Here is a 24,491-nt window from a genome sequence, read left to right as displayed (position 1 = left end):
TTTGGTCTATTAGTTCATTTCTGCGATGATGTGAGAGGTTAGATAATGAAGCAATCCGCAATCCGCTGCGCACGGATCGGTGCAGTTGTGGCCGTGGTGCTCTCTTCAGCTTCTCTATTTGGCGGCTTCGTCACCGCCGCCCAAGCACAGAGCGGTGTTTGCGACAAGATCAGCTCCTATCTGGAAGAGCGTAAGTCGCTGGTCTCACGCATCAACAAGCTCGGCAAGCGCCCTGATCCCAAAAGTGCATGCTCCTTGTTTGGAACGCTGGTCACAAACGGCACCACAACGATAAAATGGCTTGAGACGAACAAAGACTGGTGCCAGATTCCAGATCAGTTCGTGGCTGGCTTCAAAGCTGATAATGCCAAAGCTGTTGAAATCCGCGGACAGGCATGTAAAGCCGCAACGCAGCAGGCTGCTATGGAAAAGCGAGCCCGCGAAGCTCAAAAGCAGGCAAACGAAGCACAAATGCTCGGCGGCAGCGCTGGTGATCCGGTGACCGGACAAATGAAAATTCCACAAGGCGCGCTTTAAATACCCGCATAGCAACAGAAGCAATTACTTTGCTACTGGCAACGCAGCCAATAAAGAGGTTTGCATCTTGATATACACGTCAGATGCAATGCCTTCTCATTCATATAAATTTGCCGCTCGCGTAGAAATTGAAGATCTGGAAGTTGAAGATCTGATTGAACGCAAATTGCCTTGTGTGAGCCTTTAACATGAACAGCCCTGAGGGTCTCGATCATTCCTTGCCGGATGCCACACCAGGTAATTGGGTGGACGTACATGCCCCCAAACCATGGCGACCATACTTGCGGCTTGCGCGCGTGGAGCGCCCGATAGGCAGTTGGCTGTTATTATTGCCGTGCTGGTGGGCCTCTGCGCTCGCTGCAGGTGCAGCAGGTGTTTACCCGGATTTTACGCAACTGATGCTCTTCCTTATTGGCGCCGTAGCAATGCGGGGGGCCGGAACAACTTATAATGACATCATCGACCGCAAGCTCGATGCTCAGGTAGCCCGCTCGCGCCATCGTCCACTTCCCGCAGGCCAGATTACTGTCAAGCAAGCCATTATTTTCTTTATGGCGCTATGCATACTCGGCCTTAGCGTGCTGATGCAGTTCAATCAAACCACGATCATTCTGGGCTTCAGCTCGCTCATCATCGTTGCCGCTTATCCATTTATGAAGCGTATTACCTCCATGCCGCAACTGGTGCTTGGCCTTGCGTTTGCTTGGGGTGGGCTGATGGGATGGTCTGCGGTTTTTGGGCGACTTGATGCACCAGCTTACTTCATCTACGCAGCCGCCATAGCCTGGACCGTCGGCTACGATACGATTTATGCGCTGCAAGACATCGAAGATGATTCAGTTGTCGGAATTAAATCTTCAGCACGTTTGTTTGGCGCACACGTGCGCGAGGGTGTTGGTGCATGCTATGCACTAGCGATAACATTCGCACTTGGCGCGTTAGTCGTAGCACAAGCGGGCATTGCAGCTTATGTCGGGCTTGTATTATTTACAGCGCATCTTGCCTGGCAAGTCAAAAGCATAGCACCTTCTGATGCCAAGCTGGCACTGGCATTATTCAAATCAAACCGCGAAGCCGGCTTATTGCTATTCGCAGGCATCGCCCTTGATGCCATGCTACGTGCGGGCTGAAGATAGCCGTGCCGGGTAATGACGCGACATATCACACGCCCATGATACTCTATCTATTAAGCTAGCACCTCAAACTCACCTAAAATGCTGCATCCGCTCAATGATCTGATGCAGCACTTTAGCTCATAGTCTCTATTCCGATACCAGCAGCCCTAATCATATTTATAATCAAACTATGCTTATAGGCGACCAAAGTATCGATATTAATAAACATATCGCTCGCCTGAACATCTTTCTCTTTACAACTTATAATAAAATTCACAACACCAAGAAGCAAAAACAAGCTATTTTTACCATTTATCTCATTTATATCATGGGGAACCTTTATTATTATTTCCAAAAATTCCAACTTACTTGCCATATCATTTAATATAACAGATTCAGCACTCTTTTCTGCAGAAAAATTATTGACATGCGAGGCAGCGCCGCTTTCAAGCTTATGCAATTCTTCTTCGATAAGCTTGAGGTGCAATTCATTTTTTCCGTTCTTGACCGTCTTTTCAAACCGCTCAATCTCCATCAGGCAAATGATTAAATCATCAAAAGCATCCTGACTTAGCTCTGGCGTCTGCGCCTTCAATGCATCCCACATGTCACAAGCAAACATGTCTTTGAAGATCATCAAATCAAGCATGGCGCTTACAAAGCCAAATCGAGAACTCAACTCGGATACATCGCTGCCAATCAGCACGCGCTCTTGTATATTTGCAAGCCGCAACAACAGCGCAGATAAAACATGAGGATCCCGACTGAATTCATTAGCGTGCTTATTAAATTGCGCCGCTAACCTTCTCATCTCATAAGGGCTTCTTGGCGACAGATTTACGAGACTGCCTGCCTTCAGATTACTCTTAATTACCTGCACATATAATGCAGCCAAAGCCTGCTTTTTATCGACAACGGCTACAGTACGCCCTTGAACATCAGGGGATGCTTCTAATGCGGTATCAATCACGTGCGCAGCTGCAACCAGAATAGGTGAATTGGCGCGAATAGAGAAAACAGAACCCTCATCCGATTTATTATCGGCCAGCAAAAATTTCTGTGTTTCTGGATTTAAATCAACATTATTTTCATAACATTGGAAGTTTACATCCTTCCCTGCCAACGACATTGTAACCTCCCTCTAATTGATAAATTTAACTCTACCAGAGTAATACAGAGGCACCAAACGCATCAAGCATGTATACACGTAAACAATGCTCCATATATTTATTCCAGACGAAATAAGCTGGATTAAACACAATATTAGCGCTTGCTCTCTATATCTCGCATCTTCTCAAACTTAATGAAGGGAGTATTCTTGAATGCTGAAGACACGGGAAAACAGCGTATAAGCTCAACATGATTCCAGGATTTAAAATTTATCTTAAAAATATACAACATCAATTAAAGTATAAAAAGAACAAGAAACCAAGAACCAAGAGTATGTTATTGAAATTAACATTAGATATATCAACAAATGCAGGCATACATAGAATAAATAAATTAAACAAATTAATTATACAAATATAATATTTGATTTAGGTTAAGCCTTCAAATTAACGAATATTTATAAGTGTTTTGATTCACTCCCATCATCGCTTTAATTTTGAGGTTTCTGATGGGTGGATATCCTTTTTATATCAATGACATTGCCTGGTCCAAATTGCAGGATTTGTTGCCGAAGGTGAAGCGGGGACGGCGGCGTGTAAATGATCGGCGGGTCGTATCGGGGATTGTTTATGTTCTTCAGTCGGGTGTGATGTGGCGGCAGGCTCCGGCGATTTACGGACCACACAAAACACTTTACACGCGCTATCAACGCTGGAACGCTCAGGGCGTCTGGACGCGTATTTTTCAGGCTTTATCCGAAAAAGACGCGCAAGATGAGACACTTATGATAGATTCGACCACGATACGGGTACAGCGTTCGGCTCTTGGCGCCCAAAAAAAGGATGTCCTGCCACAGGTCGATCTTGCGGCGGTTGGACGAGTAAAATCCACCTGGCCTGTAACGGGCGCGGCAAACCCGTCGCATGGTTGATCACGGGTGGCAACATTCACGATGTTTGCCTCGCCCCGCTGCTGATCAACGCCTGCAATCATCCAAATTTACGCCAGATACTGGCGGATACAGGCTATGTTTCCAAAGACATCCGCGCCTGCGTTGAAGCCGCAAACATCACATATTGTGTGCCAGACCGAAAAAATGCAAAAGTCAAAAATACAATTGATACAGAGCTTTATAAAAAAAGATGGAGGGTGGAGGCATGCTTTGCCAAACTCAAAAACTGGCGCCGCATCGCTACACGATATGACAAATCAGCTCAATCGTTCCTCAACGCCGTAACAATCGCTATCTTATTCTCGTATTACTTAATTTGAATCCTCAGCCTAATTATTATTTATGACTTTAACATATAATGCTTTTTATAACATAAACATTTGAATATGATGGATCACAATAAATAAAAACTCTGGATGGGCAGGATGGCAACTTCAACCAACACACAAAAATTCTCTCGCTGGACATTGACTGCCATGGTGGTGGGCTCAATGGTAGGCGCAGGGATATTTTCTTTACCGCGCACGTTTGGTAACGCTACCGGACCATTCGGTGCGATCATTGCCTGGGCTATCGCTGGCAGTGGCATGTATATGCTTGCACGCGTGTTCCAGATACTTGCAGAACGCAAACCTGATCTTGACGCCGGTGTGTATGCATACGCAAAGGCTGGTTTTGGTCCTTATGCGGGTTTTTTATCCGCACTCGGCTACTGGATTGGTAGCTGCATCGGTAACGTCTCATACTGGGTGTTGATCAAGTCAACGTTGGGGGCATTTTTCCCGATTTTTGGCGATGGTAATACGATCCCCGCAATTCTGGTGGCATCAGTTGGCATCTGGCTATTTCACTTCATGATCCTGCGCGGTGTACAGCAGGCAGCGTTTATTAATACCGTTGTCACGATATGCAAGATCGTGCCTATCCTGGTGTTTATCCTGCTGGCGCTATTTGCGTTCAATTGGGAACAGTTCAGCGCCAACTTCTGGGGTGGCGAGGGCATGCCGGAGATGAGCCTGTTCGAGCAGGTTCGGGCGACGATGTTCGTAACCGTCTTTGTATTCCTCGGTATTGAAGGGGCCAGCGTTTATTCGCGCTTTGCTAAAACACGTACTGATGTTGGCTTCGCGACGCTGGTAGGCTTTGCTGGCGTTCTGATTCTGATGGTGCTGGTTACGATGTTGCCTTATGCAGTCCTGCCGCAGGCTGAGATTGCTGCCATGCGCCAGCCTTCAATGGCTACAGTTCTTGAGGCTATCGTCGGCCCTTGGGGCGCGGTTTTCGTCAGCATCGGCTTGCTGATTTCGGTGCTGGGCGCGTATCTTGCCTGGTCGCTTATCTGCGCTGAGGTGCTGTTCACGGCAGCGAAAACGCGTGACATGCCAAAGGTGTTTGCAACGGAAAACCAGAACAAGGTACCATCCGCAGCACTCTGGATGACCAACATCATCGTCCAGCTCTTTGTGATCAGCACTTACTGGTCGCGAGATGCCTTCGCGCTGATGCTTAACCTGACCAGCTCCATGGCGCTTATTCCATATCTGCTGGTCGCAGCTTTCGGCCTGATGCTGACACGCCGTGGTGAGACCTACAATATCAGACCCCAAGAACGAACGCGCGATCTGGCAATTGCGGGTATTGCATTGGTTTATACGATCTTCCTGCTCTTCGCTGGAGGCCTGAAATTTGTATTGCTATCAGCTATTCTCTATGGGCCCGGCACGATCCTGTACTTCTGGGCACGCCGCGAGCAGAATGAGAAAGTATTTACACCGATGGAGCTTATCGTCTTCATCGTGGCAATGATCGGTTGCGTTGCAGGCATTTACGGCTTCGTGACCGGTTACTTCGTCGTGTGAGAAAGCGGCAGATGAGTGTACCGCCCAGCAGGCAGCATACTCATCTGCGCTCATCTAAGAGAGCGGGATGCTTGGATATCAATCAGTATGCCACTCAGCTTTTCGTGACTAATCCATTCAGCTGCGGCATTGAGCCCTAAGCGTGGATGCCTCCGAACAATCACAATCAAGTCTAGAGGTGAAGCATGTCCACTCCTTCTTCCAGCGCTCCATTCGGGGTCCATTCTGAAGTTGGTCAGCTCCGTAAGGTCATGGTCTGCGCACCAGGACGCGCCCACCAACGGTTGACGCCAAGCAATTGCGACGATCTTTTATTTGATGATGTACTCTGGGTTGAGAATGCCAAGCGCGATCATTTCGACTTCGTCACCAAGATGCGCGATCGCGGTATTGAAGTGGTTGAGATGCACAACCTGCTTACCGAAACCGTGGCGATCCCTGAAGGCAAGAAGTGGATTCTTGACCAGCAGGTTGTTCCGAACCAGGTCGGGCCAGAGCTTGTCAACGAAATCCGCAGCTATCTCGATGGTCTTACCAATCGCGAACTGGCAGAAACACTGATTGGCGGCCTATCGACCTTCGAGTTTCCTGAAGCAAACAGCAGTGAGACACTCAAGCTGGTCCGCGAGGCCGCGGGCGTCACGGAATACCTGCTACCCCCACTGCCCAACACTTTGTATACGCGTGATACGACCTGCTGGATCTACGGCGGCGTAACACTTAATCCGCTCTACTGGCCAGCGCGTCATGAAGAGACAATTCTCACCACTGCGATTTACAAGTTTCATCCTGACTTCGCCGGCAAGGTCAATGTCTGGTGGGGCGACCCCACAGAAGACTGGGGCATGGCAACCCTTGAAGGCGGCGATGTCATGCCAATCGGCAAGGGCAACGTGCTTATCGGCATGAGCGAGCGCACCTCACGGCAGGCCATCGCGCAGTTGGCGCAGAGGCTGTTCGCGAAGGGGGCGGCTGAACGTGTCATCGTCGCAGCGATGCCAAAACTGCGTGCGGCCATGCATCTCGATACGGTGTTTACCTTCGCAGACCGCGATTGTGTGCTGCTGTATCCCGATATCGTGGATAAAATTCAGGCTTTCTCCTACCGGCCAGGCAACAAGGAAGGCGAGCTTGAACTGCACAAGGATGAGGGCACATTTGTTGACACTGTCCGCGATTCACTTGGCCTCAAGAAAATGCGCGTCGTCCATACGGGCGGCAACGACTACATGCGTGAACGCACACAGTGGGACAGCGGCGCAAACCTCGTCTGCGCTTCGCCGGGCGTCGTCTTCGCTTACGACCGCAACACCTATACCAACACGCTGCTGCGCAAGGAGGGCATTGAGGTCATCAGCATCGTTGGTGCGGAGCTCGGTCGTGGACGCGGTGGCGGTCACTGCATGACATGCCCGATCACCCGGGATGCTGTTGACTACTGATCGAGCGTGGTTTGCTACCTGGCTGGCAAACGCCATCATTGAGTGAGACAGGTGAAAAGAGATCGCCATGGAAGATCATGAGCAACGTGCCGACCTTTCCTATCTTGAAGCGATTATCCCGATTGCCTGTCTCATTTTGCTCGTCGCGCTATCGTACTATCTGTTCGGCGATGCGGGAATGAGTGGCCCAAACCAGGTGGCACTCGTTATCGCCACCATGGTTGCGGTTCTTGTCGCACAACGGCGTGGCTTCACCCTGCAAGAGCTTGGTGATGCCGCTGTCGCCAGTGTCAGCTCCGGCATTGGAGCAATCTTTATTCTGTTTGCTGTTGGCGCGTTGATCGGCACCTGGGCGATGAGCGGCACGCTCGTGGCCATGGTTTACTATGGCCTACAGCTTCTCAATCCGGATTACTTCTATGTCACTGCCGCCGCTATTTGTGCTGTGGTATCATTCGGCATCGGCAGTTCCTGGACGGTGGTTGGCACTATCGGCATTGGCCTGATGGGAATTGCCATCAATATGGAATTGAACCCGGCTATTGCAGCAGGTGCGATCATATCCGGCGCCTATTTCGGCGACACCACCTCGCCCTTATCGGATTCTGCCAATCTGGCTGCGGGCGTTTCAGATACGAACCTCTATGAGCACGTGCGTGGTGTTCTGCCCATGTCGCTTCTGACGCTCGCAATTACGTTGGTTATTTTCTGGTTTTTAGGCAGCTCGGGAACCTTCGATGCCAGCGGAAAGCTGGCGGTTATTGCCAACGCCTTCCACATCACGCCGCTGCTGTTCCTGCCACTTATAATTGTTGTGATACTTGCGATAATGAAGTTCCCACCCTTCACGACGATCTTCATCGGCGCATTGGCAGGTGGGGTGCTCGCCGCGTTTTTTGCGCCAGAGCGCGTACTTGCATTTGCAAAACTACAGAGCGGCCCGGAATGGCTTGGCCTTATCAAGGGTGTCTGGCTTGCGCTCGCCAACGGTTATGTTTCGACAACCGGGCAGGCCATGCTGGATCAGCTGGCAACACGCGGCGGCATGAGCAGCATGCTGAATACGATCTGGCTTGTGATCACGGCTTTTGCGTTTGGTGGCGTTACCGAGAAAGCTGGCATGCTGGATCGCCTTATCAGCCCGATCGTCAAGGCGGCCAAATCCACTGGGCGTCTCATCGCCTCACTCGTCGCCTCAATCATCGCAACGAACATAGCGACAGCAGATCAGTATCTCTCTATCGTTTTGCCGGGGCGGATGTTCAAGCAAGCTTTCCAGACACGGCATATACCGCCAAAAGTGCTATCGCGCTCTCTGGGGGCGGCAGCCACACCAAGTTCAGCCTTGATCCCCTGGAACAGCTGCGGCGCATACATGGCCGCCACCCTTGGCGTTGCCACCTTCAACTATGCTCCATATGCCTTCTTCAACATACTCAGCCCGATAATTGCGGTCATTACCGGCGCTTTTGCAGTCGGACTTACCAGCAGGCAAACAATCAAGGCGCAAAACGGGGGACCTTACGAGGATTAAAAAGCTAAAGAATAAAGCATTTCGCGTGCGGATTACCTGCGTATAATGGTTCATCATGAACTGCCCAAAACGCTGACTTCGAGCGAGAATGACGGCCGGTTCTCACCAGTCAAAACTGACAGATCTACAATTTCCGCGCCTTTGATAAGGGAGAGGAGCGTATTTGCGTTGTTCACGACGGCACTAGTGCAAAATAGGCACTGTCGAGACAGAATAGTGCGACACGCAAGCTGTCAATTATTTCAAAATAAGAAATTTATTTTCCTAAATGAAACGGCGTCATCTACGCATCACTATCCAGGTGACCTTTCTCCAAGCGCTTGGAAAGCACCTCACGAAGCGTCTGCGCGAGGTTTGGCGTAGCGCTTGAGCACATCACGAGCAATTTTGAAGGCTTGTCACCTGCAGCAAGATACGCATGCCCCATGGTGCTATCGAAGTAAGCTGAATCTCCCGCCTTCAGGATTGTAGGCTCATAAAACTCGCTTCGCAGTTCGATGCTGCCCTCTAAAACGTAGAGATACTCTTCGCCAACATGGCTCCAGAGTCCGCCAACATCTGTGAGAGAGTGCGCCCGAACCTCGATCACCATCGGAATGATCCGTTTGTGAGCAATGTCAGTGCACAAATAGGTATAGGTATAGTTCTCATCGCTCATCGTAAGGCCTGATGCGCCATAAGAAATGCTGCGACGCCCTGTTAGCCGGCGCATGCCCTCGCCCTTGTTTGGCGAACTGGAAACAAGATCGCCAATCTCGATATCCAGACCAGCGCAAAGCTGCAAAATAGACTGGTAAGATGGCGAGATAAGATTGTTCTCAATCTTTGAAAGTGTCGATTTTGATATCCCGGTTTTTGCCGCTACGTCAGCCAAGGTCCAGCCATGATAACTGCGCCGCTCACGCAGAGCTTCACCAATTGAATGAGAGGGATTTGCTGACGCCATCATAATTAATCCGAAAAAACAGCTTTGCTGCTAATTGCAAAATTTGAAAGACCTTTTAGCACTGTTACGCGCTTCCACATTCCGAGTAAAATAATTTTACCCACGTTTCCGCATTGACACAAAGTTTCTTATATGAAACTCATAAAGGTGAAATCAAGATCGTCTGGAAAAATGGAAACGCACTCATATGGGCACTTTGGCAAAACAGGTCATCTGGATCACAGGCGCGGGCAGCGGTATTGGTGAAGCTGCCGCCCTTACACTCGCCGCAGCTGGCGCAACCGTTGTTCTCACAGGCCGCCGTCGTGAGATGCTGGAGTCCGTAGCAGATAGAATTGCCGCAGCGGGTGGAACGGCAATCGTGGAACCAGGTGATTTGACCAGCGCCACAAATGTTCAGAAGATTGCCCAATCGATCGTTTCAAAGCTTGGCCGTCTTGATGTGCTCGTCAACAATGCCGGCGTTAACATCAGGGATCGCAGCACTGCAGCCCTGACCCCGGAAGGCGTTGATGAACTAATCTCGACCAACCTGTCCGCTACATTTTATTGCGTTACAAGCGTCTTGCCGATTTTCCGCAGTCAGGGGGGCGGCTTGATGATCCATACAGCTTCATGGCTGGGGCGGTATAATCACAAGCTCGCCGGCGCAGGCTATAGCGCTGCCAAACAAGCGGTGCTGGCAATGAGCCATTCCATCAATATGGAAGAGTTTGGAAACAATATCCGCTCATGCGCTGTATGCCCAGGCGAGGTTGCAACACCTGTGCTTGAAAAACGCCCTGTCCCCGTCCCTCAGGAGGAAAAAGACCGCATGCTGCAGCCACAGGATCTGGCGGACATTATTCTGATGATATGTCAGCTTCCAAGCCGGATCTGCATGAATGAGATCCTGGTTAGTCCCACCTGGAATCGCATGTTCCTTTCTCAGGAGCAATCCGGACTGGTTGCTGAGCGTCCTGGCGCTTGAGGTCATTCCATGCCGCCTCAAAGCGGCCCGCGCCTCCCCTCTTGCAGTTGCGGGGCAAGACAAAGCCGGTGAAATTGCGTGCCAGTACATCGTTGACAAGCTCGGTGGCAAGGGTAACGTGATCATACGAAACCGGCCTCCAAACTCAGCTATCACTGATCGCGTCCAGAGCTGCAAAATGGTGTTCAGCAAATGCCTGTCATCAAAATTCTTTTCGACGATCAGAATGGCAAGAGCTCTCGCGATGGTGGATAGGCAATGATGCAGAATCAGCTGACGCGCTTCCCGAAAATTGACGCGGTATTCGCCGTAGCTGATCCGCAGCCAATTGGCGGCATCCTTGCCATGAAACAGCTTGGCCGGAGACGCGAGATCTCATAACAACGTCTCACATGGAATAGCAGGTAAATCATGACTGATACCATTCCAGGCAATGCAACACTTATTGGCCGTGCGCACATACCTGGATATTCCTATCCTCGCATCATTACGGTTCGGGATGGCGGACTATATGACATCACCGCCAAATCCATGGCAACCGTACGCGACATCGCGGAATCCGCAGATCCAGCAGGATATATCCGCGCGGCAAAGGGGATACGTGTTGGTGACCTGGAAACAGCGCTTGCAAATCCGGGCAATTCGCCAGACGCCGTTACCCTGCTGTCCCCGATTGACCTGCAGGCGATCAAGGCGTCCGGGGTGACATTTGTCGCGTCACTCCTTGAGCGCGTGATTGAAGAACAGGCGCTTGGCGATAAATCGCGTGCAGATGCCCTCCGTGAGGAAGTCATCGCGCTGATTGGCACAGACCTCAGCAAGATCGTGCCTGGCTCTGAGCAGGCAATGGCGCTTAAACAAACCCTTATCAGCAAGGGCATCTGGAGCCAGTATCTCGAGGTTGGCATTGGCCCTGATGCGGAGATCTTTACTAAATCACAGCCCATGTCGAGCGTTGGCCACGGGGCTGATGTGGGCCTCCATCCTATCTCGCGCTGGAATAACCCCGAGCCAGAGATTGCCTTGCTGGTTTCCAGCAAAGGCCAGATACTTGGTGCGACCCTGGCAAACGACGTCAACCTGCGCGACGTTGAAGGACGCTCGGCGCTGCTTCTAGGCAAGGCGAAAGACAACAACGCCTCAGCTGCTGTTGGGCCCTTTATACGCCTCTTCGATCAGTCATTCACGCTTGATGATGTGAAGAGTGCAGAGCTCACACTACGTATCGAAGGCGAAGACGGTTTCACTCTTGATGGCGCATCGAACATGGCGCAAATCTCCCGCTCGCCTGAGTCTCTCGTTGCTGCGACCATTGGCACACATCATCAATATCCTGATGGCATCATCCTGATGCTCGGCACTATGTTCGCGCCCACCAAGGATAGGGATGGCATTGGGCAAGGCTTCACGCACAAGCTTGGCGACGTGGTTGAGATTTCAACGCCCTTGCTCGGCACCCTGCGCAATCGCGTTCAATTATCAACTGAATGCCCGCCATGGACCTACGGCACAAGCCATCTCCTGCGGGATCTGGCAAAGGCCGATCTGCTTTAATGGATCAGGTAACAATCGTCTCAAATGGAATGATTGCATCTTCCTCTGGGTAGCAAGATTTTGTCCAGTAGGAGTCGAGCATGGATACAACCGCACTACCATAGTCTTCATAAGGCACCCGTATGGTGCTGAGCCACGGCGCGAGATATCCGTTGAGGGGGTTCCCGTCGAACCCAAACAAACGGATATCTCCGGGAACTGATAGATTGAGTTCGCGGCATCTTTTGTAGACACCGTATGCGATTTCGTCAGTTGTGCAGAATATTGCATCCGGCCTATCCTCAGCGGTCAAATGTTCGCATGCAACTGAATAGGCTATCTCCATACGGCTCATTGCCAAATTATGGATGCGCGTGTCCTCACCAGAACCAAATGCCGAGATGAACCCATCCACGCGCGCAGCAGTGGCGGTAGACGTTAAGGGGCCATGCATGAGCCAGGCCTTCTTATAGCCCAAAGCGTTGAAATTTTCGGCAACGACCTGTCCGGCTTTAAAGTTGTCAATGCCGACAAACCTTCCTGGAGGCAGCCCTTCGATGCGACGATTGACAAAGATAATCGGCTCTTCCGCAGCCAACTGCGCTGATAGCTCATCACTTTCCACCGCACCCAGCATGATGATGCCTGAGACGAGTTGGGCGCGCATTTCGCGTAGCAACTCATCTTGCACCGAAGCATTCTCCTGGGTGTTGCAAAACAGAAGAATTTTATTGCGCGCACGCAATTGCCGCTCCACCGAGCTCGCAATAGCCACATGATAGGCATTGGCCGGATCAGGAACCATCAACGCCACCAGACGGCTGCGACCGCTGCGCAGAGCGCTCCCCACCCGGGAAGGTCGATATCCAAACGTATCCACTACAGACATCACGCGCTTTGCCGTCGCTTCCGAGACCTTGCTCGTGTTGCCGTTCAGAACTCTTGAGACAGTCGCAATCGAGACCCCAGCCTGCTCAGCGATAGTCTGAATCGAGATCGCGGCCCGCGTTACCTTCGATGTTTGAAGCGCGGTATCATGCGTTGTCATCCTGTGCGCAGCTGCCTTGTCAGATTTATTTTTTAACATGCGTTCTCCTACCTGATTGGGATTGACAGACGCAATAACTCTTGCTCATATCATAGGGTAAACGTTTTCCCAATAACAGGAGGATGTGATCATATAATGCTTAAATTGCCCGATCAGCAGTCACTTATCGACATCGAGTCGATCAAGTACCTCAAGGCTTACTACGGTAAGTATGCGGATGAGAAATATACCGCGGACCATCAACGCAAACCTCAGGAAGAAATCGATAGACTGGCCTGGCTGCAAAGCGGCGTTTTCACAGATGATGCCATTTGGGATGGTGGCGCATTTGGTGTGCTGGAAGGTCGACAGGCTATTTACGACAATCTGCGTACCGGACCGTGGAGCTTTGGCGCGCATTATTATGTCAGTCCATTGATCGAAGTTGACGGCAATAAAGCCACTGGTCGTTGGGTTTTATGGCAGGTGGGAACCCTGACCCGGGAAAATACCCCAATCATTCTGTCAGCAGTTACTGAAGATGAATACCGACGCACAGATGAAGGCTGGAGGCTGTCCAAAATGCGACAGACCACGAAGTTCATGACGCGCCATGACGTTCCCTGGTCCGTCAACCGCAATGCCCCCTTTACCTTTTGAAAAACAACAAGAAAATAAATGATAACCACCAAACAGAGGATGGAACCATGTTTTCTCGTAATTTTACAGGTAAGACAGCTGCTATAGCGCTCGCTGCAGCAACAGTGTTCTCGTCATTTTCCCATGCGCAAGCTCAGGAGGCTGAAACGCTGACAATGGCCGTCTATGGCGGCACTTTTGAAGAGGGTTGGAAGAAGGCAATTATCGAGCCCTTCCAGGCCGCTAATCCAAACATCAAAATCCAGACAACCCAGGGCCTGACATTCCAGAATCTGGCGACCATGCGTGCCCAGAAGGATAATGTGAAGGTCGACGTCCTGCTCATGGACGAAGTTGCGGCCAATCAGGCACTCGCAGAAGGTCTTGTAGAACCGCTGGATGTAAGCCAGATCCCGAACCTTGCTGATCTTTATCCAACTTTCCGCGTTAAAGATGATCCATTCGCAAAGTTCATGTTTGCTTCTGCAGTAGTGGCATACGACAGCAACACACTTAAAGAACCACCAGCCAGTTATAAAGATTTCTGGAAGCCTGAATTCAAAGGAAAGATTGCAGTCAATAATCTAGATTCAACTGTTGGCTTGATCTTCTTTGTAACCATCAACGAAATCTACGGTGGCACTCTCGATAATGTGGAACCGGGCTTTGAAGCGATGAAGAAGCTGAAGCCAAGCATCGTTACCTTCCCCACCCAACACGCGCAACTTGCACAGCTGCTCACCAATGGCGACGTCGTTATGGCGCCGTGGGTTTCTGATCGCGTCATCAGCCAACAAAAAGCTGGCTCATCATTACGACTTGCCATTCCCTCAGATGGCGGCATCGTGAATGAAGCAGTGATTGTTGTGGCCAAGGGCACCAAGCATAAAGACGCAGCGTTCAAATACATCAACTACGTGCTGAGCCCGGAAGGCCAGGCTGCGAATGCCAAATATACCTTCATCTCTCCGGTTAACTCGAAGGCCGTTCTTGACGAAGAAACCGCCAAGATCGTTCCTAATGGCCCTGAAGTCATGAAGACGGTTCGCCGTCCTGACTGGCAGAAGATCAACGCGAACAGCCCAAAATGGCTTGAGCGCTGGAACCGTGAGATCACTCAGTGACGGAAACAACAATGGCCGCGACACCTTCAGTAAATACGCCCTCAACGCTGAAGAAACGGCTCGCGCCATGGATGCTCCTGACGCCTAATCTCTTCTGGCTGGTGGTTTTCCTTGCAGGACCAGTCATGCTTCTAGGCGCCTTGAGCCTCCATGGGTACGAGCCGGGTCGCGGCATCCTCTATGACGTCTGGAATTTGGACAACTACACGCGTTTTATTGGCGACCCCTTCTATCTTGGCGTGCTGCTCACGACCCTGAAGATGGGAGCTATGGTAACGCTTGTATGTCTGATACTCGGATTTCCCCTCGCGTATGCGCTCTCGTCGCTGCGCGGGGGCCTTCGGGGGCTGCTGTATTTCGGGATTATTCTTCCGTTATTAACCAGCGCGGTGGTTCGCACTTACGGATGGACCATCCTGCTCTCGAACAACGGATTTATAAACCGCACGCTGATGTCGTTCGGCATTACTGAAATGCCGATCAAGTTTCTCTACAACATGACCGGCGTGGTTATCGCTTTGGCGCAGATCATGTTGCCATTCATGGTGCTGGCGCTGGATGCTGCCCTGCTGAACATAGATAAATCGGTTATTGAAGCTGCACGAAATCTTGGCGCAAGACCGGCAAAGGTTTTCTTCAGAATACTGCTGCCGCTATCGTTGCCCGGCATCATATCCGGCTCTGTGCTGGTTTTCTCGCTCACCATCAGCGCGTTCATCACACCAAGCCTTGTTGGCGGTGCGCAAGTGAAGATCATGCCTACGATGATCTATCAGCAAGCCATGACACTGCTCGACTGGCCATTTGGATCGGCGATTGCTTTCATCATGCTCTTCGTGATCCTGTTTCTGATGATCCCGTCGTTGCACTTTGCTGAACGGAGGAAAAAGGCATGATATTACGTGTTATCAATGCTTTCGTCCTTGCATTTCTCCTGGTGCCGATCTTCGTGGTGATGGCAACGGCTTTCGGAGGGGCTCCCTATCCGCAATTCCCTCCGTCTGATCTAACATTCAAATGGTTTGTCCGCTTCTTCAACTCGCAAGAGCTGATGTCGTCGGTCCGATTAAGCCTGGCTCTTAGTTTCTGCTCAACGCTGATTGCCAGCATTATCGGTTGCCTGAGTGCGCTTGCGCTAACCCGTTACAACTTCCGCGGAAAGCCGATGGTCACAGCATCGCTGCTGTCTCCTATCCTGTTTCCCACGATTGTGCTTGGTCTTGCGCTGCTCATAGCCTTTCACCGCATGGGGCTGGCCCATACCTTTACAGGTCTCGTCGCAGCGCATGTTGTCCTGATCACACCCTTTGTTATCAGGCTTGTGTCAGCAAGCCTTGCGGACTTTGACATCTCGATTGAGGAGGCCGCCCGGAATCTTGGCGCAGGCCCTCTGAAGACCTTCTTTCAGATTACCTTACCCATCATCCGCCCCGGCCTGATAGCCGGTGCGCTGTTTGGCTTCGTCATGTCCTTTGATGAACTGGTGATCACGCTTTTCCTGGCAGGTCCTGGGCTTGAGACTCTTCCGATCCGGATTTTCTCATACATCCAGTACTCCAACGATCCGACAATATCGGCAATCTCGACGTGCCTGATCGTCCTTTCGACACTCATCGGAGCGCCCATCTATATGCGCTTCCTCACTGTTCGTCATTGAGGTGCACATGTCTGACGTCAGTCTTCAAAATCTCACAAAAAACTATAACGGCGCAATTGCTGTTTCCGACATCAATCTTGAAGTTGAGAAAGGCGAGTTCATCGCCCTTCTCGGCCCCTCAGGCTGCGGCAAGACGACAACGTTGAGAATGGTTGCCGGGTTTGTTGAGCCTACAGATGGGCGCATCATTGTGGGCGGAAATGATGTCACCCGCCTCGCGCCAGAAAAGCGCAATATGGGCATGGTGTTCCAGAGCTACGCGCTCTTTCCGCATATGACTGTGCGCAAAAACGTCGAATTTGGCCTCTCCTGCCATAACATCCCGGCACAGCAGCGCCCCGAGCGAATTGAGGAAGTCCTGCGCCTCGTAGGACTCGCCGAATATGGTGACCGCTTTCCCAAACAGCTCTCTGGCGGACAACAACAACGGGTGGCCTTGGCGCGCATCATGGCCATCAAGCCCTCGCTGCTTTTGTTCGATGAGCCGCTATCCAACCTCGACGCCTTCTTGCGGGTGCAAATGCGCTCCGAAATCCGCCAATTGCAACGCCGCATCGGGGTGACTGCTCTTTTCGTGACACACGATCAGGAAGAGGCCATGACGATGGCAGATCGCATCGTTGTGATGTCGAAAGGCCGGATCGAACAGGTAGGCACGCCCAGTGACATCTACGACCACCCCAAAACCCGTTTTGTCGCAAACTTCATCGGCTCGGCGAATTTCTTCGATGGTAGAGTTGAAGGCAGTAACGGCTCAGCAGTTTTCCAGGCTCAGAACGGGATTTCGTTACCCTTACTGGAAAATGTACCCCTTGACGCAACAGCCAACGCCCTCGCCATCCGCCCGGAACGCATCGATATCAGACCGCCAGGTGAAGGCTTGGTGGAAGGCCGCGTGCTTGGCTCAATCCAGCTGGGACCGATGATGGAATACACAGTTGGCGTCATCGGAGGCGAAGCGATCCGCGTGCAGGTGCAACGCCGCGCGGGCATGCCCTCCTATGATCACAACCAGCCTGTTTCCCTCATTTGGCGCCCACAGGACGCAAATCTGCTCGCTTCTTAGGTCGGGCAGGCTTCACTCCATTTGTCGAGAAGGACTTGCTAAAATGCATTTGTTCATCGCCTGCATGGGCACGGAAACCAATAGCTTTTCCTCCCTGCCAACAGGCATGCAGGGCTTTCGTGAAACAATGCTCTGTCACGGAGATGGCACCGCAAACGGCCGCCATCCCATCGTGGAGCCGCTAAGAGTGTGGCGTAAACTCGCTGAAGCACGGGGCATTCGGGTATCTGAAAGTCTGTCCGCCTTCGCCGAACCAGCCGGCAATACATCACGCAAGGTCTATGAAGAGCTACGCGATGAAATACTGACCGATCTAAAGGCCGCGCTCCCGGTCAACATGGTTCTGCTATCCCTCCATGGCGCGATGATTGCTGAAGGTTATCTCGACCCGGAAGGTGAGCTGGTCGCCGCAATCCGAGACATTGTAGGACCAGACGTGATCATTGGTGTCGAGTACGATCTGCATGTCCATCTGACACGTAAAAAGACCGAACCAGCCAACATTGTCGTTACCTACAAGGAATACCCGCATACTGACATCGCCGATCGCGCCTATGAGCTGTTCGACATAGCGATCAAAACGGCTGAAGGAACCGCACAGCCCCAGACCTCAATCGTGGCATGCCCGATCAATGCTTATCTGCCGACCACTTCTGGCGCCATGCGGGAGTTTGTTGACAGCATGATCGCTGAGGAGAAAAAGCCGGGCATCCTGTCCGTTTCCCTCGCACATGGTTTTCCCCATGGCGATGTACCGGAAGTAGGTGCGAAGGTTATCGTTATCACTGATGGCAATCCCGAGCTTGCTCAGAACACGGCGACCAAATTTGCCCAGGCTCTGTGGACGGCCCGGCATCAGCTGCTTCCCAATTATCTCTCTATTGAAGCGGGCATCGATGCAGCATTGGCTTTCCCCACTGGTCCGGTGGTTATGGCAGACACATCGGACAATGCAGGCTGCGGCGCGCCTAATGACAGCACCTTCATTCTGCAGCGTCTGCTTGAGCGAGGCGTAACGGACATCGTTGCGGCCAACTATTGGGACCCGATTGCCGTCCGTTTCGCCATGGAAGCTGGTGTGGGTGCAACATTGCGCCTACGCATTGGCGGCAAGAGCGGCGCGGAATCCGGCGCGCCGGTAGATCTGACCGTAAAGGTGATGGGCATCAAGGAAGATGCAACGCAGACCTTCAATGGCATTCGGGTCAGCATTGGTGATGCCGTGTGGGTGCAAGGCTCTGGTATCGACATCATCATCAATAGCAAGCGGTTCCAGACTGGCAATCCGGACATGATGACCCAGCTTGGTCTTGATCCGACAACGCGCAAGATCATTGTCGTGAAATCCACGCAGCATTTCTATGCCGGGTTCGGCCCAATTGCCAGCGAAGTGCTTTACGTCGCCGGACCGGGCGGCACCAATCCGAACACCAGAAACCTCTCCTACGACAACATGGCAGCACCCTACTGGCCCAAGGAAACAGGCACCATCGGCACATTTGCAAGTTGAGAGCATAGGAGAATATCAAGATGACGGATATCGAAGCACGCATCGCCAAGCTTGAGGCTATTGAGGCAATTCGCTCACTCAAAGCACGTTATGCCGAGTTCGCAGACGCTAAATACACCAGCGAACACCGTAAGAAGACCGGCAGCGAACTAGAGCGTATCGTCAACGCACAAACGGCCTGTTTTACTGAAGACGTAGAATGGGATGCGGGCAAGTTTGGCATCATCAAAGGCCGCAAAGCACTTGCCGAGAGTTTTGCCGGCAAGCCTTTCTGGTTCACGCTCCATGCCTATACAAACCCCATCATAGAGGTTGAAGGTGACACGGCCACCGGACGTTGGTTGCATTGGCTGCTTCTAAGCAAAGAAGGAACGGCCGAACCAGTCCACCTGATGGGTTATACCCACGATCGCTATCGCCGCGTTGATGGCCAATGGCTCATCTCGCATATGCGGCTGGAGGTAAAATTCGAAGTGCCATTCGGCCAGCCCTGGACGAAATAAACTTATCGGCTAATAACTCATGTTAGCTGTCAACAATACCGTCTCTCTACTCTTTTGCCCTGACCTTATCCGTATTTACCGCCCAAGGCCCATCTTGACGCACGCCGTCCAGATGCGGCCGGGAGCAAGCGCATGCCCCTGGCCGATTAGCGCAATTGCGCGCCTAGATGTGCGCTCTGTATCGAAGCATAAAGCTTTGTTTTCTCAAGCTTCTACTACACGGTTTTTGTCATTTATTTTAGGACATGGTGAGAATAACGCCCTATCCTATATTTTCATCAGCTTTCATCCTATGCCATCAGAAGCCAGGCTCAACAAAAATTCATTCGAAAATACAGCCACATCATTCTTGCACGCTCAAGTATCTCTTTTGGGCGGAGTAGCGCGTTGACAATCTAAGCTATTTAGTTAGCAATACTCTTCAGCGGAAGCGTATCCATTTCGTAGGCTGAAATACTCCATCATTCCACGGCAAAAGGATAAGTAGAATGAGGGATCTAAAGCTTTCGTTTCACTATCAGCTGGAGAAGAAAGCCGCAAACTGGCGCAGAAGGGGCACCTTTTGCTGCTTCCCCTTATCTGTTTCGACGAGCGTGCGCCAATACCAACATCGACGCATTACGCATGGAGTATGTACGTGAACAGCAGGCTAACAAATAAAACCCTTTTCGCTTTCGTTATCGCTTCCCTCTCATTGGTTAGCGCATCGCATGCTTCGGCAAAGGATTTTGAGTGTCCATGGCCCCATCTGGAGAACGGAGCCCACTCGAGCGAGATTAGCAAGCTGCTGCCTACGGGCGATGCCTATGATGACATTACAAAGTTGAATGAGGCTGTTTATGCGCTACGCCAAAGCGGCGTAAGTTCCTCAGTCGTTGTTAACTCACTGATCCGCAACTACTGTCCGGTAGTCGCGGCCAATAACACGCTTGATGATAAGCAGAAAACCGCAAAAGTTGGTCGCTTCGCTGGCAGGATTACAGCTTTGGTTTATTCACTCGATAGCGCCACAGAAATCGTTCTCGAAGTGCCCCTTGCGCCGTCTATCATCGAAGCTATCACCGCCAAGGCGCGCGCTGCCGGCATTTCACCAGAGGATTGGGTAGCCTCGGTCGCAGCCGCTGAGGCACAGAAGGTTAAGTGAACCTCGTCATCTTTAGTTTTTACGGCCAATTTCCGTTTTCACAGTGATTAATCCTCAAAAACAAATCGTCTGAAACCCACAATTTTTGTGAAACACTCCAAGGACAATGAAAATGTCATCGCAAAAAGAAAATAATATGGCCGACGAAATTAACTATCAGGAACGCGAGGCTGTAGCTGTTTTTAGTGATGAAGCATCACTAAATGCTGCGGTTGATGAGCTTATGCAACTGGGCCTGCGACAGGAAGACATGAGCTTGCTGGCCAGCACCGACAAGTTGCCAAGCGGCATATCAACGGACAAGCTGGAAGATGCTGATAACGTTCCGCATGCTGCTTATGTGAGTCCGGATTCCCGCACCGAAGGCCTCGCTGCATTGGTGGGCGGTCCTGCTGTCATGGCTGGCCTCGGCGCGGCAGCAATCATCGGAACAGGCGGTGCAGCGCTTATTCCAACCCTTTGCGTAACAGTTGGCAGCACAATTGCGGGTGGATCACTAGGGCTCATTATGGCAAGAGCCTTTGGCCGCAAACATGCCGAGCATATTCAAACGCAGATCATGAATGGCGGACTTCTTCTGTGGGTGCATGCACCAGAGAGCAGTAATGATGCCAAAATCATTGAGATATTGAAGCGCAATAGTGGCCGTGATGTCCATTTCCACGTCGTGAACCGAACATGGGGCGTGGCGGATGTACCATTACACAGCTTCAATCCCGACCCGCTTCTCAGCAATTAATTTTGTAGAGGTAGAAGCACGACTTCCCAACTGGCCAGCACACTTGGGAAGGCTGCCGGAAAATTGGAGAGCTTCTGCGTTTGATTTTCGTGTTATCGCTTCGAATGCGATTGGCGATTTATATCCAAGCGCGGAATGTCTGCACACAGGATTATAGAAGCCATCGATATATTCGACAGTGGCTACGATCGCATCATTGTATGTGTGGAACACAGTCTGACAGATCAATTGCGACTTGATCGTTTTGAATACTGTTTCCACCATCGAATTATCGTAACAACTTCCTTTGCCGCTCATGGGCAGGGACTTCAATAATATGACGCCAGGCAGCAGCCATGATCTGATCGCTTCAGGCGAGGTGAGAAAGCTGAAGAAACTGGCTCTTCACGGAGGGCGCCATCGGCCTCAAGCATGCCCATCTAGGCATTGGCGCCCCCTTCCAGACCCCGGTGCTTGGCGGCCCCTGAGAGGCGCGGGGAATCTAATATCAACGCAACCCATGAGGTGCCGGAACGGCATGCCGATAATCGGCTCGCACAACGCCGACCGCCGACTTGCTGCTGCCTACTTCGATCGTCCTTTGGCTGCGAAGGAGTCAACGTTGCGCCCCACTCTCGCGGAAGCGCGATTTCTGCTTGGGTTATATGGCGGCGATAGAGCTTATCAGATACTATCATGACCTGCTGTCGTCGACACCTTCTCGCACTATGTGCCAGCGCTTGCCCCTCTGTTCCGCAGCACGGCGCTAACCACAATACCCTATACTGCTCTCGTCGCCGATACATCTCTGCGGGCTGCCCGTGAACTCGACCGGATCATCGAGGAGCGTGGCAAACCCAGGATGATTGTCAGTGACAAAGACAGAGAGCTCACCAGCACCGCGATCCTGCAGTGAACGAACCAAGCTGGCGTCGTAGCACATACTTAGCGCAGCCCAGAAATGCAAAAAGCGCCCCGAAGGACGCTCTTGCAACTTACTGATTTTATCGGAGAAACTGGAGCGGGCGATGGGATTCGAACCCACGACCCCAACCTTGGCAAGGTTGTGCTCTACCCCTGAGCTACGCCCGCATCCATGTCTGTGACGGTCAATGCCGCCGCCGATGTGTGGGTTATTGCTTGAAACGCTTTTCAGTGCAAGTCCCATTTTTCACGCTGTGGAAAAATAGAATAAGACCATCTGCAAATTTAATATAACATATTGATATATAAACGCAATTTATTCCACAGGCCACCACATAAATCGGCCAGCCTCAGCTGTATTCACCCTCGAATCAATCCGCAGCACAAGAATCAATCACCATCAATACCCCAATGTGGGATTAACCAGCCCCGGCGGAATTTCCCCCGCTTCCACAGCACGAATCTGGCTTGCAATACAGAGCGCAATGGCGTCTGGATCGCTCATGGCCGCATTATGAGGCGTCACAATTACAGATGGATGGCTCCAAAGTGGCGATTCAGCTGGTAGCGGCTCGGTTTCAAAAACGTCAAGCGATGCAGCCCCCAAGGTGCCATCTCCTAATGCCTCAAGAATATCTGCTTCGTTTTGCAAACCGCCTCTGCCCGCATTAATCAAAACCGGGCGCCCAAGCCGTCCATCACGTGCCAGGCCTGCAAATAATTTCTTATTTAAAATACCGCGCGTTTCACTGGTCAAAGGCAAGAGAGAAACCACAATATCTGTACGCGCCAGAAAATCGGATAATTGAGCATTGCCTGCATAAACCTCAAAGCTCTCAACACGTTTTTCTCGCCGGCTCCAACCCGCAACATCAAAACCAATATGAGCAAGCTTATGTGCCGCATCTTGTCCTAAAACGCCGAAGCCAAGAATCCCTACTCTTACATCATGTGCAGCGGGCTGGAGGGGATCGGGCATCCAACGATGCAGGCGCTGATGGCCGAGCTCACGCATCAATCCCCGCAGATGCAACAAGCAATGCAAAACAACATACTCGCTCATGCGTCCAGCAAGATCGGCATCGACAACGCGATAAATTGGCACTTCGGGCAGGTCCGAATCGCGCAGAAGATGATCAACGCCCGCCCCCGGAGAAAAAATTGCCGCAAGATTTGGCAGGCCCGTCAAACTGCGGGGAGGATGCCGCCACGCAATAGCATAATGGACACTGCGCCGATCAAACGGCTCGCCCAGCGTCACGACCTCAACCCCCGGAAGAAGCGTACGCAGGCGCTCTTGCCAGACATCGGGAGACATTTGGGAAATGGCTAGCAACACGCTCATGAGCCCCTCCAGCGACGTCTCATCAATAACATATTGTTATCGTGTCCTGATCCGACTGCTATCGCAAGAGCCAATCGACAAAAGTGTCATGTATGGCATTCAGCGCTCAAGCAAACAGCTTTGTGCGATCATGCATTCTGAACGACAGCCCCCCAGATGCGTTTCTGGATACCCGTCATCGCGCCCATAAAAGCGCGCCAATCATCTGTCGTCTCCTGCGCCAGACTGAAAACCGTAGGATTAAGATTGACAATCGTACCGATGCGTTCCTCAAAATCAAAGTGAAGCTTGGCTTTAAACTGCAAGGCCAAGTTCTGCATTGCCTGATTTTCTGGAAGACACTGCATAACCAGGCGACTAACATTACGATTAGCTGCAGTAATGATTAACTTCGCAAACAAAGCACTGCCAATTCCACGGCGACGCCAAGGTTCCTCAACACTAAAGGCAATCTCAGCGTGGCGGCCTGTCTCGCTATCATAAGGTTTGAACTCAGCCGCACCCCGCACAATGCCATTTTCCATATAAGCAAGCACAAGCGCGTTCCCCTGGAAGCTCTCACATGCATATTTTTCCAGAATTGGGTCGCTCATAAATGCGCCAAAACGGCTGTAACGGCATCTCTGTCCAAGACGCAGCAAATGCGCCTGATACTCGGGCAGATCCGTAATGAAGAGTTTACGTATATGAAATTCCCGCCATAAACGGGCTTGCTGAAAATCAATCATGCTGCGCTTTCAAACCGGTTATGCCGCCGGAGCGCTTCATCCCATCGCCAAGAACTGGCATTATTTAGCAATTATTAGAGAGCCAGCTTAAAAGCCCAATCCAGAGCT

Annotated in this window: 23 protein-coding genes, 1 tRNA gene and 3 pseudogenes; 20 read left to right on the top strand and 7 right to left on the bottom strand. The window is 51.4% G+C overall.

Annotation, left to right across the window (positions count from 1 at the left end; all coding sequences use genetic code 11):
• The first annotated feature begins 45 nt into the window (after positions 1–45).
• Both VRZ32_RS00410 and ubiA read left to right on the top strand, forming a co-directional pair.
• A complete protein-coding gene (locus VRZ32_RS00410) occupies positions 46–537 on the top strand; it encodes a hypothetical protein (RefSeq protein WP_414523472.1) in 492 nt (163 codons plus the stop codon).
• Between the two features lie 188 nt (positions 538–725).
• The gene (gene ubiA, locus VRZ32_RS00405; RefSeq protein ID WP_414523471.1) at positions 726–1,667 is read left to right on the top strand and encodes a 4-hydroxybenzoate octaprenyltransferase; all 942 of its coding nucleotides are present in this window, start codon (positions 726–728) and stop codon (positions 1,665–1,667) included.
• A gap of 118 nt (positions 1,668–1,785) precedes the next feature.
• Here ubiA and VRZ32_RS00400 read toward each other — a convergent pair whose 3' ends face one another.
• The gene (locus tag VRZ32_RS00400; protein WP_414523470.1) at positions 1,786–2,781 is read right to left on the bottom strand and encodes a hypothetical protein; all 996 of its coding nucleotides are present in this window, start codon (positions 2,779–2,781) and stop codon (positions 1,786–1,788) included.
• A 525-nt stretch (positions 2,782–3,306) separates the two neighbouring features.
• On the opposite strand from VRZ32_RS00400, the pseudogene VRZ32_RS00395 reads away from it, so the two are divergent.
• The 4 genes and pseudogenes from VRZ32_RS00395 to VRZ32_RS00380 all read left to right on the top strand — a co-directional run.
• A pseudogene (locus tag VRZ32_RS00395) lies at positions 3,307–4,034 on the top strand (IS5 family transposase); the annotation flags it as partial.
• Between the two features lie 105 nt (positions 4,035–4,139).
• On the top strand, positions 4,140–5,573 hold the full coding sequence (locus tag VRZ32_RS00390; protein ID WP_414523469.1) for a basic amino acid/polyamine antiporter: 1,434 nt from the start codon (positions 4,140–4,142) through the stop codon (positions 5,571–5,573).
• 185 nt (positions 5,574–5,758) lie between these two features.
• Entirely contained in the window at positions 5,759–7,015 is a 1,257-nt protein-coding gene (arcA, locus tag VRZ32_RS00385) for an arginine deiminase (protein ID WP_414523468.1), read from the top strand.
• 67 nt (positions 7,016–7,082) lie between these two features.
• Positions 7,083–8,549 carry a Na+/H+ antiporter NhaC family protein gene (locus VRZ32_RS00380; RefSeq protein WP_414523467.1) on the top strand — a complete coding sequence of 489 codons (1,467 nt, stop codon included), beginning with the start codon at positions 7,083–7,085 and terminating at the stop codon, positions 8,547–8,549.
• Positions 8,550–8,832: 283 nt separating this feature from the next.
• Here VRZ32_RS00380 and VRZ32_RS00375 read toward each other — a convergent pair whose 3' ends face one another.
• Positions 8,833–9,495: a helix-turn-helix domain-containing protein gene (locus VRZ32_RS00375; protein WP_414523466.1), complete on the bottom strand. Its 663-nt coding sequence runs from the start codon at positions 9,493–9,495 to the stop codon at positions 8,833–8,835.
• Between the two features lie 187 nt (positions 9,496–9,682).
• On the opposite strand from VRZ32_RS00375, the gene VRZ32_RS00370 reads away from it, so the two are divergent.
• The 3 genes from VRZ32_RS00370 to VRZ32_RS00360 all read left to right on the top strand — a co-directional run bounded on the left by VRZ32_RS00370 (position 9,683) and on the right by VRZ32_RS00360 (position 12,019).
• Complete coding sequence (locus VRZ32_RS00370; protein ID WP_414523465.1) at positions 9,683–10,465, top strand: SDR family oxidoreductase; 783 nt, start codon at positions 9,683–9,685, stop codon at positions 10,463–10,465.
• Positions 10,466–10,723: 258 nt separating this feature from the next.
• The gene (locus VRZ32_RS00365; protein WP_414523464.1) at positions 10,724–10,846 is read left to right on the top strand and encodes a hypothetical protein; all 123 of its coding nucleotides are present in this window, start codon (positions 10,724–10,726) and stop codon (positions 10,844–10,846) included.
• 30 nt (positions 10,847–10,876) lie between these two features.
• A complete protein-coding gene (locus VRZ32_RS00360; protein WP_414523463.1) occupies positions 10,877–12,019 on the top strand; it encodes a fumarylacetoacetate hydrolase family protein in 1,143 nt (380 codons plus the stop codon).
• Between the two features lie 4 nt (positions 12,020–12,023).
• Here VRZ32_RS00360 and VRZ32_RS00355 read toward each other — a convergent pair whose 3' ends face one another.
• The gene (locus VRZ32_RS00355; protein ID WP_414523462.1) at positions 12,024–13,085 is read right to left on the bottom strand and encodes a LacI family DNA-binding transcriptional regulator; all 1,062 of its coding nucleotides are present in this window, start codon (positions 13,083–13,085) and stop codon (positions 12,024–12,026) included.
• 96 nt (positions 13,086–13,181) lie between these two features.
• Between VRZ32_RS00355 and VRZ32_RS00350 the strand changes: the two genes are divergently transcribed.
• From VRZ32_RS00350 to VRZ32_RS00310, 9 genes are all read left to right on the top strand, one after another.
• A complete protein-coding gene (locus tag VRZ32_RS00350; RefSeq protein ID WP_414523461.1) occupies positions 13,182–13,685 on the top strand; it encodes a nuclear transport factor 2 family protein in 504 nt (167 codons plus the stop codon).
• Positions 13,686–13,732: 47 nt separating this feature from the next.
• The gene (locus VRZ32_RS00345; protein ID WP_414523460.1) at positions 13,733–14,788 is read left to right on the top strand and encodes an ABC transporter substrate-binding protein; all 1,056 of its coding nucleotides are present in this window, start codon (positions 13,733–13,735) and stop codon (positions 14,786–14,788) included.
• Complete coding sequence (locus VRZ32_RS00340; RefSeq protein WP_414523459.1) at positions 14,785–15,684, top strand: ABC transporter permease; 900 nt, start codon at positions 14,785–14,787, stop codon at positions 15,682–15,684. The genes VRZ32_RS00345 and VRZ32_RS00340 overlap by 4 nt, the downstream gene beginning before the upstream one ends.
• A complete protein-coding gene (locus VRZ32_RS00335; protein WP_414523458.1) occupies positions 15,681–16,445 on the top strand; it encodes an ABC transporter permease in 765 nt (254 codons plus the stop codon). Before VRZ32_RS00340 ends, VRZ32_RS00335 begins: the two co-directional genes overlap by 4 nt.
• Before the next feature lie 7 nt (positions 16,446–16,452).
• Positions 16,453–17,511 carry an ABC transporter ATP-binding protein gene (locus tag VRZ32_RS00330; RefSeq protein WP_414523457.1) on the top strand — a complete coding sequence of 353 codons (1,059 nt, stop codon included), beginning with the start codon at positions 16,453–16,455 and terminating at the stop codon, positions 17,509–17,511.
• 43 nt (positions 17,512–17,554) lie between these two features.
• A complete protein-coding gene (locus tag VRZ32_RS00325) occupies positions 17,555–19,021 on the top strand; it encodes a M81 family metallopeptidase (protein WP_414523456.1) in 1,467 nt (488 codons plus the stop codon).
• Between the two features lie 20 nt (positions 19,022–19,041).
• Complete coding sequence (locus VRZ32_RS00320; protein ID WP_414523455.1) at positions 19,042–19,524, top strand: nuclear transport factor 2 family protein; 483 nt, start codon at positions 19,042–19,044, stop codon at positions 19,522–19,524.
• A gap of 637 nt (positions 19,525–20,161) precedes the next feature.
• Positions 20,162–20,668 (top strand): hypothetical protein, encoded by a 507-nt coding sequence (locus VRZ32_RS00315; protein ID WP_414523454.1) that lies wholly within the window; start codon positions 20,162–20,164, stop codon positions 20,666–20,668.
• 136 nt (positions 20,669–20,804) lie between these two features.
• The gene (locus tag VRZ32_RS00310; protein WP_414523453.1) at positions 20,805–21,407 is read left to right on the top strand and encodes a hypothetical protein; all 603 of its coding nucleotides are present in this window, start codon (positions 20,805–20,807) and stop codon (positions 21,405–21,407) included.
• A gap of 99 nt (positions 21,408–21,506) precedes the next feature.
• On the opposite strand, the pseudogene VRZ32_RS00305 reads toward VRZ32_RS00310, so the two are convergent.
• A pseudogene (locus VRZ32_RS00305) lies at positions 21,507–21,704 on the bottom strand (integrase core domain-containing protein); the annotation flags it as partial.
• A 220-nt stretch (positions 21,705–21,924) separates the two neighbouring features.
• Here VRZ32_RS00305 and VRZ32_RS00300 point away from each other — a divergent pair.
• On the top strand, positions 21,925–22,086 hold the full coding sequence (locus tag VRZ32_RS00300) for a hypothetical protein (protein ID WP_414523452.1): 162 nt from the start codon (positions 21,925–21,927) through the stop codon (positions 22,084–22,086).
• Positions 22,087–22,173: 87 nt separating this feature from the next.
• Positions 22,174–22,299: pseudogene (locus tag VRZ32_RS00295) on the top strand (IS3 family transposase); the annotation flags it as partial.
• A 104-nt stretch (positions 22,300–22,403) separates the two neighbouring features.
• On the opposite strand, the gene VRZ32_RS00290 reads toward VRZ32_RS00295, so the two are convergent.
• The 3 genes from VRZ32_RS00290 to VRZ32_RS00280 form a co-directional block, all read right to left on the bottom strand.
• A tRNA-Gly gene (locus VRZ32_RS00290) sits at positions 22,404–22,478 on the bottom strand.
• Positions 22,479–22,710: 232 nt separating this feature from the next.
• Positions 22,711–23,655: a 2-hydroxyacid dehydrogenase gene (locus VRZ32_RS00285; protein ID WP_414523451.1), complete on the bottom strand. Its 945-nt coding sequence runs from the start codon at positions 23,653–23,655 to the stop codon at positions 22,711–22,713.
• A gap of 128 nt (positions 23,656–23,783) precedes the next feature.
• Positions 23,784–24,383, bottom strand: a complete 600-nt coding sequence (locus VRZ32_RS00280; protein ID WP_414523450.1) for an N-acetyltransferase family protein — start codon at positions 24,381–24,383, stop codon at positions 23,784–23,786.
• Between the last annotated feature and the right edge of the window lie 108 nt (positions 24,384–24,491).

This window comes from Pseudochelatococcus sp. G4_1912 (genome assembly GCF_047501465.1).
In the GTDB taxonomy this organism is placed as follows: domain Bacteria; phylum Pseudomonadota; class Alphaproteobacteria; order Rhizobiales; family Beijerinckiaceae; genus Pseudochelatococcus.
This window is presented reverse-complemented; position numbering and strand designations above follow the sequence as displayed.